At 72.0% G+C, this 13,775-nt stretch carries 14 protein-coding genes; 12 read left to right on the top strand and 2 right to left on the bottom strand.

Annotation, left to right across the window (positions count from 1 at the left end):
• Positions 1–305: 305 nt before the first annotated feature.
• A complete protein-coding gene (locus ACTMTU_RS35730) occupies positions 306–764 on the bottom strand; it encodes a MarR family winged helix-turn-helix transcriptional regulator (RefSeq protein WP_441267590.1) in 459 nt (152 codons plus the stop codon).
• Positions 765–927: 163 nt separating this feature from the next.
• On the opposite strand from ACTMTU_RS35730, the gene ACTMTU_RS35725 reads away from it, so the two are divergent.
• From ACTMTU_RS35725 to ACTMTU_RS35695, 7 genes are all read left to right on the top strand, one after another.
• Complete coding sequence (locus ACTMTU_RS35725; RefSeq protein WP_441267589.1) at positions 928–1,680, top strand: CoA transferase subunit A; 753 nt, start codon at positions 928–930, stop codon at positions 1,678–1,680.
• A complete protein-coding gene (locus ACTMTU_RS35720) occupies positions 1,677–2,342 on the top strand; it encodes a CoA transferase subunit B (protein ID WP_441267588.1) in 666 nt (221 codons plus the stop codon). The genes ACTMTU_RS35725 and ACTMTU_RS35720 overlap by 4 nt, the downstream gene beginning before the upstream one ends.
• 18 nt (positions 2,343–2,360) lie before the next feature.
• Entirely contained in the window at positions 2,361–3,131 is a 771-nt protein-coding gene (gene pcaH, locus ACTMTU_RS35715; RefSeq protein WP_441267587.1) for a protocatechuate 3,4-dioxygenase subunit beta, read from the top strand.
• A gap of 6 nt (positions 3,132–3,137) precedes the next feature.
• Positions 3,138–3,704, top strand: coding sequence for a protocatechuate 3,4-dioxygenase subunit alpha (gene pcaG / locus ACTMTU_RS35710; RefSeq protein WP_441267586.1), 567 nt, complete (start codon positions 3,138–3,140; stop codon positions 3,702–3,704).
• Positions 3,701–5,041, top strand: coding sequence for a 3-carboxy-cis,cis-muconate cycloisomerase (pcaB, locus tag ACTMTU_RS35705; RefSeq protein WP_441267585.1), 1,341 nt, complete (start codon positions 3,701–3,703; stop codon positions 5,039–5,041). The genes pcaG and pcaB overlap by 4 nt, the downstream gene beginning before the upstream one ends.
• Complete coding sequence (gene pcaDC / locus ACTMTU_RS35700) at positions 5,038–6,186, top strand: bifunctional 3-oxoadipate enol-lactonase/4-carboxymuconolactone decarboxylase PcaDC (RefSeq protein ID WP_441267584.1); 1,149 nt, start codon at positions 5,038–5,040, stop codon at positions 6,184–6,186. Before pcaB ends, pcaDC begins: the two co-directional genes overlap by 4 nt.
• A 203-nt stretch (positions 6,187–6,389) precedes the next feature.
• The gene (locus ACTMTU_RS35695; protein ID WP_441267583.1) at positions 6,390–7,763 is read left to right on the top strand and encodes an MFS transporter; all 1,374 of its coding nucleotides are present in this window, start codon (positions 6,390–6,392) and stop codon (positions 7,761–7,763) included.
• 117 nt (positions 7,764–7,880) lie between these two features.
• Here the strand turns inward: ACTMTU_RS35695 and ACTMTU_RS35690 are convergent, their stop codons facing one another.
• Positions 7,881–9,083, bottom strand: coding sequence for an IS110 family transposase (locus ACTMTU_RS35690; RefSeq protein ID WP_441267582.1), 1,203 nt, complete (start codon positions 9,081–9,083; stop codon positions 7,881–7,883).
• Between the two features lie 212 nt (positions 9,084–9,295).
• On the opposite strand from ACTMTU_RS35690, the gene aroQ reads away from it, so the two are divergent.
• The 5 genes from aroQ (at position 9,296) to ACTMTU_RS35665 (ending at position 13,717) form a co-directional block, all read left to right on the top strand.
• Entirely contained in the window at positions 9,296–9,763 is a 468-nt protein-coding gene (gene aroQ / locus ACTMTU_RS35685; RefSeq protein WP_441267581.1) for a type II 3-dehydroquinate dehydratase, read from the top strand.
• Positions 9,760–10,620, top strand: a complete 861-nt coding sequence (locus ACTMTU_RS35680; RefSeq protein WP_441267580.1) for a shikimate dehydrogenase — start codon at positions 9,760–9,762, stop codon at positions 10,618–10,620. The genes aroQ and ACTMTU_RS35680 overlap by 4 nt, the downstream gene beginning before the upstream one ends.
• A gap of 89 nt (positions 10,621–10,709) precedes the next feature.
• On the top strand, positions 10,710–12,488 hold the full coding sequence (locus ACTMTU_RS35675) for a bifunctional sugar phosphate isomerase/epimerase/4-hydroxyphenylpyruvate dioxygenase family protein (RefSeq protein WP_441267591.1): 1,779 nt from the start codon (positions 10,710–10,712) through the stop codon (positions 12,486–12,488).
• A gap of 58 nt (positions 12,489–12,546) precedes the next feature.
• Positions 12,547–13,242, top strand: a complete 696-nt coding sequence (locus tag ACTMTU_RS35670) for a TetR family transcriptional regulator (RefSeq protein ID WP_441267579.1) — start codon at positions 12,547–12,549, stop codon at positions 13,240–13,242.
• Between the two features lie 88 nt (positions 13,243–13,330).
• Entirely contained in the window at positions 13,331–13,717 is a 387-nt protein-coding gene (locus tag ACTMTU_RS35665; protein WP_441267578.1) for a transposase, read from the top strand.
• The last annotated feature ends 58 nt before the right edge of the window (positions 13,718–13,775 follow it).

The raw sequence follows: 13,775 nt of genomic DNA, 5'->3' as shown, positions 1-13,775 counted from the left end.
TGGACGAAGACCGCCGACGAGATCCTCGAACGCCTCGGCTCATATCTGAACAGAATTCCTGACTCAGAAGACTAGCGCCGTCGGGCCGGGAAGAGCCCCCGGGGCGGGACGGACCCAGGGCCCGTTCAGGCCAGGCCGCCCGGCCAGGACGGCCCCCAGGCCCGGACGGGCCGCGCGGTCAGGGGCGGCCTCCGGCTGGGACGGGCCCCGGCCCGCGCGGCCCCCCACGTCAGGACGCGACCCCGGTCGGGGCAGGCCCCCCGGTCGGGGTGGGCCGCCGGCCGCGGCGCGCGGCCCCCCCCACGTCAGGACGCGACCGGCTCCGCCGGGTCGCGCAGTCGTTCCGCCGCGTCCGACACTCGCAGCATCAGGCTCATGAACTGCGTCTGCTCCTCCGCCGAGAGCGGGGCGAGGAAGACCTGGTTCATCCGCGCGGTGCGTACGGTCAGCCTGCGGTGCGTCCGTCGCCCCTCCTCGGTCGGTCGCAGCAGGAAGCGCCGGCCGTCCTCGGGGTCACGCACCTTGTCGAGGAGGCCGCGGCGGGTGAGCCGGCTGACGACCTCGGCGATCGTGGAGCGGTCCAGGCCCACGCGCTCGCCCACCGTCCGCTGATCGAGTCCGGGCTCGGCGGTCAGCGCGTTGAGGACGCCGAACTGCGGGGAGGTGATCTCCTCCGAGACCATCGTGGTCCACAGCAGGTGGTGCGCCTGCTGGAGCCGCCGGGCCAGGTGCCCGGGATGGGTGGTCAGATCCACCGCCGCCATCGTGTGCCTCCGGTCGTTTTCGTCGGTGTACTGAACGATACGCGCCCGCCCGTCTCCCAGCCCCCGCCTGCTCAGGGCGGGTATTGACGCTCAACGGTACCGATGCCAGCATGTCGGCGTTGCCCCAGATACTCAGTGCACTGACTAATTCGGAGGCTCTCGTATGGACAAGGTGGTCCCCACCGCCGCCGAGGCGGTGGCCGACGTCGGGGACGGGGTCTCGCTCGCCGTGGGCGGCTTCGGCCTCAGCGGCGTGCCGAACGTGCTGATCGACGCCGTCCACCGACGCGGCGCCGACGGCCTGCGGGTCGTCTCGAACAACTGCGGGGCCATGGACTCCGGCCTCGCCGTCCTGCTGTCCGCCGGGCGCATCGCCCGCGTCACGGGGTCGTACATCGGCGCCAACAAGGAGTTCGCCCGGCAGTACCTGGCCGGTGAGCTGGAGGTCGAGCTGATCCCGCAGGGAACGCTCGCCGAGCGGCTCCGGGCCGGGGGTTGCGGCATCCCCGCGTTCTACACCCCCGCGGGGGTCGGTACCCAGGTCGCCGACGGAGGACTGCCCTGGCGCTACGACGGCGAGGGCGGCGTCGCCCTCGCCTCGCCGCCGAAGGAGGTGCGGGAGTTCGACGGCGTCGCGTACGTCCTGGAGCGCGGCATCCGCACCGACTTCGCGCTCGTCCGCGCGGCCCGCGGGGACCGGCACGGCAACCTGGTCTTCAACAAGTCGGCGCGGAACTTCAACCCCCTTGCCGCGATGGCCGGGAAGGTCACGATCGCCGAGGTCGAAGAGCTGGTCGAACCGGGCAGGCTCGATCCCGACGCCGTGCACGTCCCCGGCATCTTCGTCCAGCGCGTCGTGGCCCTCACCCCAGAACAGGCCCGGGAGAAGCGCATAGAGAAGAGGACCACGCGATGAGCTGGACACGCGAGCAGATGGCCGCCCGCGCCGCCCGCGAGCTGACGGACGGTCAGTACGTCAACCTCGGCATCGGACTGCCGACGCTGATCCCCAACCACCTCCCCGAGGGGGTGGAGGTGGTCCTGGAGTCGGAGAACGGGATCCTCGGCACCGGCCCGTTCCCCACCGAGGACGAGGTCGACCCGGACCTGATCAACGCGGGCAAGGAGACCGTCACGGTCCTGCCCGGAGCCTCCTACTTCGACTCCGCGGTCTCCTTCGGGATGATCCGCGGCGGCCACATCGACGTCGCCGTGCTCGGCGCCATGCAGGTCTCCGCCCGCGGCGACCTCGCCAACTGGGCCGTACCGGGCAAGCTCGTCACCGGCATCGGCGGAGCGATGGACCTCGTCCACGGTGCCCGGACCGTCATCGTCGTGATGACCCACACCGCCAAGGACGACACCCCGAAGATCGTGGAGGAGTGCACCCTCCCGTTGACCGGCCGGGGCTGCGTCGACCGGATCGTCACCGACCTCGGCGTCCTCGACGTCACCGACGACGGTCTCGTCCTCACCGAGACCGCACCCGGCGTCGACGCCGCCGACGTCCTCGCCAGGACGGCCGCGAACGTCCGCTGCGCCCCAGGGGTACGCCCCCTCGACGCCCCCGCCCGCTGACACACCCCGGGAACCCACATGGCCCTCACCCAGTCGGACATCGACACCGAGATCGACGATCTCCAGAACGCCTATGACAAGGAGCTGGCCGCCGGCGCCACGCCCCGCAGCCACCCGGCCCGCGCTTACGCCCCGTACCGCAGCTCCCTGCTCCGCCACCCCCGGCAGCCGCTCGTCGCCGTCAACGGCGGCGACCCCGAGACCGTGGAACTCTCCGGCCCCGTCTTCGGCCCCACCGACATCACCGAGATCGACAACGACCTCACCCGGCAGCACGCGGGCGAGCCCCTCGGCGAGCGGATCACCGTCTCCGGGCGCCTCCTCGACCGGGCGGGCCGCCCCGTGCGCGGGCAGCTCATCGAGCTGTGGCAGGCCAACGCCTCCGGCCGGTACGCTCATCTGCGCGACCAGCACCCGGCTCCGCTGGACCCGAACTTCACCGGCGTCGGCCGTACGCTCACCGACGACGAGGGCCGCTACTCCTTCACGACCGTCAAGCCGGGCGCGTACCCGTGGCGCAACCACACCAACGCCTGGCGCCCCGCCCACATCCACTTCTCCGTCTTCGGCACGGCGTTCACCCAGCGGCTCGTGACGCAGGTGTACTTCCCCGGCGACCCGCTCTTCGCCTACGACCCGATCCTGCGCTCGGTCACCGACCGGGCGGCCCGTGAACGGCTCGTCGCCCGCTACGACCACGCGCTGTCGCGGCCCGAGTTCTCCCTCGGCTACGCCTGGGACATCGTCCTCGACGGCCCCTCCGCCACCTGGATCGAAGAAGGGCGCTGAACCGCGATGACGCTGCTCCCGACCCCCTCCCACACCGTCGGCCCGTTCTACGGCTATGCCCTCCCCTTCCCGGAAGGGGAGCGGATGGCACCGCACGGCCACCCGGACCGGATCGTCCTGCACGGCCACGTGTACGACGGTGAGGGCGCCCCCGTCCCCGACGCGCTCCTCGACTTCTGGCAGGCAGCCCCCGACGGCTCCCTCAGGGGCGCGCCCGGTTCGATGCGCCGCGACCCCGTCACCGGCGGCCATCTCGGCCGCAACGGAACCGACTTCACCGGCTTCGGCCGCGTCGCCACGGACGCCGACGGCCACTACGCGCTCTCCACCCTGCCGCCCGGCAACACGGGCCTTCCGTACATCAGTGTCTGTGTCTTCGCCCGCGGGCTGCTGCACCACCTCTTCACCCGGGCCTATCTGCGGGACGGCGCCGACACGCTGCTCGACTCGCTGCCGGCCGAGCGCCGCGCCACGCTGGTGGCCACGCCCGACGAGCAGGCCGCACCGCCTGCGTACCGCTTCGACATACGCCTTCAGGGCGAGGGTGAGACTGTCTTCCTGGAGTTCACATGACCTCCGACCCCACCGACGTTGGCCTTCTCGCGCCGGGGCGTGCGGGCTCCGCGGCCGAGGCCGCGACCGGCGATACCGCGTTCCTTCGGGCGCTGCTTGACGCGGAGGCGGCCCTCACCCGGGCCCAGGCCGCCACCGGCCAGGCGCCGGCCGGGGCCGCCGAAGCGGTCACGGCCGCGGCGGACGCCACCCGCTTCGACGCGCGCGACGTCGCCCTGCGCGCCCGAGCCGGCGGCAACCCCGTCATCCCGCTGGTCGCGGACCTCACGGCCGCGGTGCCGGGGGAGTGGCGCGCGTACGTCCACCGCGGCGCGACGAGCCAGGACATCATGGACACCGCGACGATGCTGGTCGCGCGCCGCACGCTGGACTTGGTCCTGGACGACCTCGACCGCACGGAGCGGGCGTTCGCCGCCCTGGCCGCCGCGCACCGGGACACGGCCATGCCCGGCCGTACCCTCACCCAGCACGCCGTCCCCACCACTTTCGGCCTCAAGGCGGCCGGCTGGCGCGCGCTCGTGCTCGACGCGCGCGACCGGATCCGTACCGTGCGGGATTCCCTGCCGGCCCAACTCGGCGGCGCCGCCGGGACCTTGGCCGCCTTCGACGCGTACGGCGGAGAGGCCGCGGGGAGTGCCGACCGGCTCGTGGCCGCCTATGCGCGGGAGACCGGTCTCGCGGAGCCGGCATTGCCCTGGCACACCCTGCGAACCCCCGTCGCCGACCTCGCGGGAGCCCTCGCCTTCACCGCCGGGGCCCTCGGGAAGACCGCCGTCGACGTCCTCACCCTCTCCCGTACCGAGATCGCGGAGGTCACGGAAGGGGCAGGCGGCGGCTCCTCCGCCATGCCGCACAAGACAAACCCCGTGCGCGCCACGCTCGTTGCCGCGGCCGCGCGACGGGCCCCGTACCTCGCCGCCACGCTGTACGGTTCCCTGGCCGCAGAGGACGAGCGGCCCGCCGGCGCGTGGCACGCCGAGTGGGAGCCGCTGCGCGAGCTGCTCCGTCTCGTCGGCGGCTCCGCCCGTGACGCCGCCGAACTGGCGGAGGGGCTGCGGGTCCACGCCGACGTCATGCGCCGACACCTGGACCTCACCGGCGGGTTGATCGTCTCGGAGCGGCTCTCCGCCGCTCTCGCCCCCCTCCTCGGGCGCGCGCGAGCCAAGGAACTCCTCACCGAACTCGCCCGGCGCACCCGCGCCGAGGGCCGTCCGCTCGTCGATCTGCTCACCGAGGTACCCGAGTTGAAGGACTTCGATCTCGACGGGCTCACCGACCCCACCCGCTGCACCGGCTCCGCACGAGCCCTGACCGACCGCGCCCTGGAGCGACCATGACCGCCACCACCCCACCGCCGTACGCGGGACTGCACCACCGCGTCGAAGGGCCGCCCAGCGCGCCCGTGCTGATCCTCGGCCCCTCGCTCGGCACCTCCACCGCACTGTGGGACGCGGTGGCACCCGAACTGTCGGCCACCCATCGGGTCGTCCGCTGGGACCTGCCCGGCCACGGCGGCTCACCGGCCTCCCTCATCGGCCCCGGAGCGACCGTCGCCGACCTGGCCCGTCTCGTACGCGACCTCGCCGACGCGCTCGGAGCCGACCGCTTCTCGTACGCCGGGGTCTCGCTCGGCGGCGCGGTCGGTCTGCACCTCGCCGCACACCATCCCGAACGGGTGGAACGGCTCGCGGTCCTCTGTTCCTCCGCCCGCTTCGGCCCCTCGGCGAACTGGGTGGAGCGGGCGGCAACCGTGCGCCGCGAGGGTCTCGCGGCACTGGTGGAGACGGCCGACGCCCGCTGGTTCACCCCCGGCTTCACCGTGCCGGAGCTCGTCGACGACCATCGCAGGGCCGACCCCGACGCGTACGCCGCCTGTTGTGACGCACTTGCCGCCTTCGACCTGAGGGACCGGCTCACGTCGATCACCGCGCCCACGCTCCTCGTCGCCGGGCGCGAGGACCCGGCGACCCCGCCCGCGCATCTGCGGGAGATCGCGGACGCGGTCCCCGGCGCGGCGCTCACCGAGATCGCGGGGGCCTCGCACCTGGCGCCGGCCGAACGGCCCGAGGCCGTCCTCGCCGCACTGCGCGGCCACTTCACGGACGGCGGCGCGAAGCGGGGCATGGGGGTCCGCCGCCAGGTGCTCGGCGACGCGCACGTGGACCGTGCGCAGGCGGCCCAGACGGCCTTCACCGCTCCGTTCCAGGACTTCATCTCCCGTTACGCCTGGGGCGAGATCTGGACCGACCCCACCCTGTCGCGGCGCGAGCGGAGCCTGGTCACCCTCACGGCGCTGGTGGCCCACGGCCACCTCGACGAGCTGGCGATGCATGTCCGGGCGGCCCGTCGCAACGGGCTCACGCCCGAGGAGATCGGAGCCGTCCTGCTCCAGACCGCCGTGTACTGCGGCGTACCGGCCGCCAACGCGGCCTTCGCCGTGGCCCAGCGCGTCCTGGCCGAAGAGGCCGCGCCGGGGGAGTGAAAGAGGGCCGCGTGATGTATTGACACGGCCCAAGGGGCGGGGGAGCATCACAGCCACGTTAATTAACTATCTAGTGCGTTAACTGTATGTGTCAGGTGTGCGCGTCGTCCGCCACCCGCTCCGGCGCCCCCTTCGTGCCGATCCCCGTCCCTCTCGCAGCCCGTCCCCGCCCCCGGGTGCGCTGCTCACCCCGAGGAGTTCACGTGTCCGTCCCCCCGCAGGCCGACCTGGTGTCCGCAGGTCCACCCCAGGGCAAGCCCCGCAAGGCCGCCTTCGCCGCCTGGATCGGCAGCGCGCTGGAGTACTACGACTTCTTCATCTACGGCAGCGCCGCGGCCCTCGTCTTCCCCAAGGTCTTCTTCGACCCCTCCGACCCCGCCACCGCCACCCTCGTCTCGCTGGGGACCTTCGGCGTGGCCTATGCCGCCCGGCCCGTCGGGGCGCTCGTGCTGGGACACGTCGGCGACCGGCTCGGCCGCCGGACGATCATGGTGTGGACGCTGGTCCTCATGGGCCTGTCCACCTTCCTCATCGGCTGTCTGCCGACCTACTCCCAGGCCGGCGTCCTCGCGCCCGCCCTGCTCGTCCTCATGCGGGTGCTCCAGGGCCTGTCGGCGGCCGGCGAGCAGGCCAGTGCCAACGCGATGACGCTGGAGCACGCGCCCGAACACCGGCGCGGCTACTACACCAGCTTCACCCTCAACGGCACCCAGGCGGGCCAGATCCTCGCCACCCTCGTCTTCATCCCCGTGGCCGCGCTCCCCGACGAGCAGCTCTACACCTGGGGCTGGCGCATCCCCTTCCTGCTGAGCGTCGTCGTCGCCGTCGTCGGGTACGTCATCCGCCGCACCCTGGAGGAGACCCCCGTCTTCCAGCAGGCGACCGCCGAGCAGGACGTGGCCCGGATGCCGCTCGCCGAGCTCCTCGGGAACCACTGGCGGGACGTCCTGCGGGTGGTCGCGGCGGCGCTGATCGCCACCGTCAGCACGATCTTCTCCGTCTGGGCCCTGACGTACGCGACCAGCGACGCCGTCGGTCTGGACAAGACCGGCATGCTCTGGGTCAACGGCTGCGCCAACGCGGTCGCGCTGCTCGCCATCCCGCTGTGGGCCCGGCTGTCGGACCGGATCGGCCGCAAGCCTGTCTTCCTCATCGGGTCGCTCGGCAGCGGTGTCATGGTCTTCGTCTATCTGTGGGCGATCTCCACCGGCAGCTATCCGCTGGTCTTCGCGTCCGGACTGCTCTTCTTCGGAGTCGTCTACAGCGCGGCCAACGGCATCTGGCCCTCGTTCTACGGCGAGATGTTCCCGGCCAGGGTCCGGCTCTCCGGCATGGCCGTGGGCACCCAGATCGGCTTCGCCGTCGCCGGGTTCGCCGTCACGTTCGCGGCGCAGATCGCGGGACCCGACGGGGACGGCTGGCAGGGTGTCGCCGTCTTCACCGCGGCCATCTGCGTCCTCTGCTCCATCGCCGTGGCCACCGGCCGCGAGACGCACCGCGTCCCCACCGCCGACCTCGGGCTGCGCACGCCGGCCGGGCCCGCCCCGGTCCCGGCGCGCGAGTCCGCCGCCCTCTGACCGCGCTGCGAGCCTTTCGATTCTCGTGACGTCACGCCCGGGCCCCTCGGCGGGCTTCCCCGAGGGGCCCGCGCACTTAACTAACCAGTTCGTATACAAGGAGTCTCAATGACGAAGTCAAGCCGCCTGCGCGACCGGCGGGGCGGAGGTGAAGACTCGGTCGTCGCGCAGCAGAGCCCACAGGACGCCAGCTCGTCGGCGGGCCAGAGCGATGACCGCCTGGACGTGCTTGCAGCCCTCGCCGCGCTTCTTGAGGTAGAAGTCCCGGTTCGGTCCTTCGCGGATGATGCTGGTCTGCGCGGACATGTAGAACACCCGTCGCAGGCGGCGGCTGTAGCGCTTGGGACGGTGCAGATTGCCGGTGCGGCGTCCGGAGTCACGCGGGACTGGCACCAGTCCGGCCGCCGAGGCCAGATGGCCGGCGTCCGCGTAGGCGGTCAGGTCGCCCGCGGCGACGACGAACTCGGCGCCGAGTATCGGGCCCATGCCGGGCAGGGACTCGATGATCTCGGCCTGCGGATGAATGCGGAAAGTCTCGCGGATCTGCTTGTCGATCCGCTTGAGCCGTTCGTCCAGCGCCAGGATCTGTGCCGCCAGATCAGCCACGATCTGGGCGGCGACGTCCTCGCCGGGCAACGCGGTCTGCTGGGCCTGCGCGGCTTCCAGCGCGGTCGCAGCGACCGCGTCGGCGCCGCGCACACTGCGGTTGGCCAGCCATGCCGTGAGCCTGGCCCGGCCGCGCCGGCGGATAGCTGCCGGGGTCTGGTAGCCGGTCAGCAGCACCAGGGCACCCTTGTGACTGGAGTAGTCGAAGGCCCGCTCCAGGGCGGGGAAGACGCCGGTCAGCACGTCCCACAGCCGGTTGATCATCCGCACCCGGTCGGCGACCAGATCGGACCGGTGAGCGGTCAGCAGCGCCAGATCGGCAGCCAGCTGCGCGGGCACGTCGATCGCGGTGAAGTCCCTGCGGTGACGTGCGGTTTCGGCGATGACGTAGGCGTCGCGGGCGTCGGTCTTCGCCTCGCCCCGGTAGGCCCCGGACATTCGGTTGACGGTGCGGCCTGGCACATAGACGGCCTGCTGGCCGTGAGCTGCGAGCAGAGCCAGAAGCAGCGCGGACGACGTGCCGGAGATGTCCACCGCCCACTGGACTTCGTCAGCCAGCGCCAGGATCTCGCCGAGCGCGGTCAGGATCGCCGACTCGTCGTTGTCGATCTTCTTCGACCACAGGGTCGCGCCGGTCTCGTCGACCACCGCGGCCCAGTGATGCCCCTTGCCCGCGTCGATGCCAGCCCAGACCTGAGCCCGTCGCTTGCTCACTCGCCCCTCCTCAGTTCCAACAGCATGCCGTTGGCCCGAGGAACACCCCGCTGTCATCTCCGTAATCAGCGACCGCACATAGCGCGCACATCTCAATCAGCAGCCAGGGCGCCCCGGAGAGCCGGACGGCCACTCCTTCTGAGCCACAACTGGCAAGACCCCATCAGCCACATCCGGCCCTCCCGGGCCGCCCAACAACTTACGGAGCCCCCATGAAGACCCCCGTCCTCGTGCTCAACGGCCCCAACCTCAACCTCCTGGGCCTGCGCGAGCCCGCGATCTACGGCACGGACACGCTGGACAGGATCGAGAGCCTCTGCCACGACACCGGCAAGCCCCTCGGTCTGCACGTCGACTTCCGGCAGTCCAACCACGAAGGCGTCCTCATAGACGCCGTCCAGGAGGCACGCACCGCCCACCGCGGCATCGTCATCAACCCCGCCGGATACAGCCACACCTCCGTCGCCCTGCGCGACGCCCTCGCCGCCGTCGGGCTGCCCGTCGTCGAGGTACACCTGTCCAACATCCACCGCCGCGAGCCGTTCCGGCACCACAGTCACGTCTCCGGTGTCGCCGACACCGTGATCTGCGGCGCCGGCGCCCACGGCTACGCCCTCGCCCTGACCCACCTCGCCCAGCTGACGCAGCAGGCCAAGCCCACCCAGGGGAACCCCCGTTGACCTCGTACCTCACCGGACTCGTCGGGTCCGGCATCGGCCCCTCCCTCAGCCCCGCCCTCCACGAGGCCGAGGCCGGCCGCCACGGCGTCCGCCTCGTCTACCGCACCCTCGACATCGACACTCTCGACCTCGCCCCCGACGCCGTCGGCGACCTGGTCCAGGCCGCCAGGCTCCTCGGCTTCGACGGGCTGAACATCACCCACCCCTGCAAGCAGCTCGTCATCGAGCACCTGGACGAACTCGCCCCCGAGGCGGCCGAGCTCGGCGCCGTCAACACCGTCGTCTTCCGCGCCGGGCGCGCCGTCGGCCACAACACCGACGTCACCGGCTTCGCCCAGTCCTTCGCCCGCGGCCTCCCCGACGCCCCCACCCGGGACGTCGTCCAGCTCGGCGCGGGCGGGGCGGGCGCCGCCGTGGCGCACGCCCTGCTCACCCTCGGCGCCGACCGCCTCACCGTCCTGGACACCGACCCCGCCCGCGCCGCCGGTCTCGCCGACGCCCTCAACGCCCGCTTCGGCCCCGGCCGCGCCGCCTCCGCGGCGGCGAGCGAGGCGGCGAACCGGCTCGCGGGCGCCGACGGGATCGTCCACGCCACCCCCACAGGCATGGCCGCACACCCCGGACTCCCCGTCCCCGCCGACCTGCTCCGCCCCGACCTGTGGGTGGCCGAGGTCGTCTACCGCCCCCTGGAGACCGAACTGCTCCGCGCGGCCCGCGCCGCCGGCTGCCGCACCCTGGACGGCGGCGGCATGGCCGTCTTCCAGGCCGCCGACGCCTTCCGGCTCTTCACCGGACTCGCACCGCACACCGATCGCATGCTCGCCCACCTCGCCGATCTCGCCGCCACCCCGGCCTGAACGGAGGACCCTCCGTGAACCCCCAGACCCTCCGGGCGCCCAAGACGCCCTCCACCTCCTCGACCCCCGCGAGCCCGCTCCGTAAGTCCATCGCCACCGTCTCGCTCAGCGGGCTCCTCTCCGAGAAGCTCACCGCCATCGCCACCGCGGGATTCGACGGCGTGGAGATCTTCGAGAACGATCTGCTCGCCGGCACCCTCAGCCCCGAGGAGATCCGGCTGCGCTGCGCCGACCTGGGCCTGCGCATCGAGCTGTACCAGCCCTTCCGGGACTTCGAGGCCGTCCCGGCCGAACGGCTCGCGCGCAACCTCCGGCGTGCCGAGCGCAAGTTCGACCTCATGGAACGCCTCGGCGCGGACCTCCTGCTCGTCTGCTCCAGCGTCGACCCCGACGCGGTCGACGACGACGCGCTCGCCGCCGCGCATCTGCGCCTCCTCGCCGAACGCGCCGACGCCCACGGGATCCGCATCGCCTACGAGGCACTGGCCTGGGGGCGCCACATCCATACGTACGACCACGCCTGGCGTGTGGTCGAGCAGGCCGACCACCCGGCCCTGGGCACCTGTCTCGACAGCTTCCACATCCTGTCGCGGGGCTCCGACCCCGCGGGTATCGCGGACATCCCTGGCGAGAAGATCTTCTTCCTCCAACTCGCGGACGCGCCCCTGATGGCGATGGACGTCCTGCGGTGGAGCCGCCACCACCGCTGCTTCCCCGGTCAGGGCGGCCTCGACGTCGCGGGCCTCGTGGCCACGGCCGTACGCGCCGGGTACCGGGGGCCGCTGTCCCTGGAGGTGTTCAACGACGTCTTCCGGCAGGCCGGCGCGGCCTCCACCGCAGTCGACGCGCTGCGCTCCCTGCTCCTCCTTGAGGAGCAGGTCGGTCTCACCAGCCCGCCCGCCCCGGCCGTACCGTCCGGATTCGCATTCGCCGAACTGGCCGCCACCGACACAGAACCGCTGCGCGGCATGCTCGGCGCGCTCGGCTTCAGCCGCACCGGCCGGCACACCTCCAAGCCCGTCGAGCTCTGGCAGCAGGGCGACGCGCGGATCCTGCTCAACACCGGTGCGGGCGGCGGCCGTCAGGGCCCGAAGCCGGTCGCCGTCGGCGTAGAGACGCCCGACCCCGCCCGTTCCGTACGCCGTGCGGAGGCCATGCTCGCGCCGGTCGTACCGCGCCGCCGCGCGCCGGGGGACGCGCCCCTGGACGCGGTCGCCGCACCCGACGCGACCGAGCTGTTCTTCTGCCGCACCGACGCGACCGACCACCCCTCCTGGACCGACGACTTCACCGGCGTTCCGACGGGAGGCGGCGCGTCCGCCGGGATCAGCCGCATCGACCACATCGCGCTGACCCAGCCCTGGCACCAGTTCGACGAGGCCTCGCTGTTCTGGACGAGCGTGCTCGGTCTCGCGGCCGACGACAGCGTCGACCTCGCCGATCCGTACGGTCTTCGGCGCAGCCGGGCCGTCGCCGGGCCGGACGGAGGCGTACGCATCGTCCTCAACGTCGCCCCCGCGCCGGGCGCCGACACCGCACCCGTCCAGCACATCGCGCTCGCCACCGACGACCTCCTCGCCACCGCCCGCCGGATCCGCGAGCGTGGCGCGAGCCTGCTGCCGATCCCCGCCAACTACTACGACGACCTGGACGCCCGCCACGCCCTGGAACCGCACACCCTCGCCGCCTACGCCGAGCTCGGCATCCTCTACGACCGGGACGCGCAGGGGGAGTTCCTCCACTGCTACACCGCCACCGTCGGCCAGGTCTTCTTCGAAATCGTCCAGCGCATCGGCGGCTACCAGGGTTACGGCGCCCTGAACGCCCCCGTCCGCCTGGCCGCCCAGCTCGCCCGGACGCACGGCTGACCCCGGGGCGCCCGAGGCTAGACTGACCGGCGCCGGACAGTCCGCCCCGAGGAGCCTCATGGCCGCCGCCGTTCCCCCGTCCACCCAGCCCACAGGGCCGGCCAAGCGCACCCGGGACGCGGCCCGGACGCGGGCGGAGATCCTCGACGTGGCGACGGAGGAATTCGCCCGACTCGGCTTCGCGGGGGCCCGGGTGGACGAGATCGCCGCCCGGATGCGGACGACGAAGCGGATGATCTACTACTACTTCGGCAACAAGGAACAGCTCTTCACCGCCGTCCTCGAACGGGCCTACACCGTCATCCGCGAGGAGGAGCAGAAGCTCGACGTCGAGCACCTGGACCCGGTGTCCGCGATCCGCAGGCTGGCCGAGCTCACCTTCGACCACCACGAGGCGCACCCCGCCTTCATCCGCCTGGTCAGTATCGAGAACATCCACGAGGCGGAGCACATCGCCTCCTCGCCGAGCCTCAGCTCGCTGAGCTCGCCCGCGATCGACGTCATCGCCCGCATCCTGGACGCGGGTCGCGCCGACGGCGTGTTCACCGCCGAGGTGGACGCCGTGGACCTGCACGCGGTGATCAGCTCGTTCTGCTTCTTCCGGATCTCCAACCGGCACACCTTCCGCACCCTGTTCGGCCGCGACCTCACCGAGGCGCCGCTCCGTGAGCACTACCGGACGATGCTGGGCGACATGGTCATCGCCTACCTGACCTCGACTCCGGCCTCGACGGACCGAGCCACATCGGCGTGACAAACGTTTCATCCAGAGCTTGGTCATGGTCCTTGATCAGTTCGCGAAGTGGCTGCTTGACCATGGTTGTGGGGAGGACGGTTGGACGATGGACCGTCAGGAAGTCGAGGAACTGAACGCGGATCTGGCTGAGTTCACGGATGATGTCTTCGGGTATCTGGCCTACGCAGGCCAGCGGGGCTATGGCCGGCAGTACCTGCGCGGGCTGATGCTGGACGGCAGACGCAAATCGGTCGAGCCGATGGCGGAGCGCCTGGGCATTCCCCGACAGAACCTGGGCCACTTCGTCGCCCAGTCCACCTGGGACTACCGCGAGGTGATGCGTCGCGTGGCGGCCCGCGCCCACCGGGTGCTACGGCCCTCGGCCTGGCTGATCGACGATCATCCCTTCGTCCGTTACGGGCATGGCACCGCCGGCGCGATCGTCCAGCACTGCGGCGAGCGCGAACAGCACTTACTGATCGTTTCAGAATGAGGTTCGGAGTCGTCTCAAGCAGATGATGCTGCAGGCGAGTTGGAGCAGGCTGAGGTGG

This window comes from Streptomyces sp. OZ13 (assembly GCF_052068155.1).
Taxonomy (GTDB): domain Bacteria; phylum Actinomycetota; class Actinomycetes; order Streptomycetales; family Streptomycetaceae; genus Streptomyces.
The sequence above is the reverse complement of the archived record's forward strand: the minus strand, read 5'-3'. Positions and strand labels throughout refer to the sequence as shown.

Excerpts from the sequence above, each read along its gene's own strand:
- ACTMTU_RS35720 (WP_441267588.1), top strand. The coding sequence starts at position 1,677 with ATGAGCTGGACACGCGAGCAGATGGCCGCCCGCGCCGCCCGCGAGCTG.
- pcaH (WP_441267587.1), top strand. The coding sequence starts at position 2,361 with ATGGCCCTCACCCAGTCGGACATCGACACCGAGATCGACGATCTCCAG.
- aroQ (WP_441267581.1), top strand. The coding sequence starts at position 9,296 with ATGAAGACCCCCGTCCTCGTGCTCAACGGCCCCAACCTCAACCTCCTG.
- pcaG (WP_441267586.1), top strand. The coding sequence starts at position 3,138 with ATGACGCTGCTCCCGACCCCCTCCCACACCGTCGGCCCGTTCTACGGC.
- pcaB (WP_441267585.1), top strand. The coding sequence starts at position 3,701 with ATGACCTCCGACCCCACCGACGTTGGCCTTCTCGCGCCGGGGCGTGCG.
- ACTMTU_RS35665 (WP_441267578.1), top strand. The coding sequence starts at position 13,331 with ATGGACCGTCAGGAAGTCGAGGAACTGAACGCGGATCTGGCTGAGTTC.
- ACTMTU_RS35670 (WP_441267579.1), top strand. The coding sequence starts at position 12,547 with ATGGCCGCCGCCGTTCCCCCGTCCACCCAGCCCACAGGGCCGGCCAAG.
- ACTMTU_RS35730 (WP_441267590.1), bottom strand. The coding sequence starts at position 764 with ATGGCGGCGGTGGATCTGACCACCCATCCCGGGCACCTGGCCCGGCGG.
- ACTMTU_RS35725 (WP_441267589.1), top strand. The coding sequence starts at position 928 with ATGGACAAGGTGGTCCCCACCGCCGCCGAGGCGGTGGCCGACGTCGGG.
- pcaDC (WP_441267584.1), top strand. The coding sequence starts at position 5,038 with ATGACCGCCACCACCCCACCGCCGTACGCGGGACTGCACCACCGCGTC.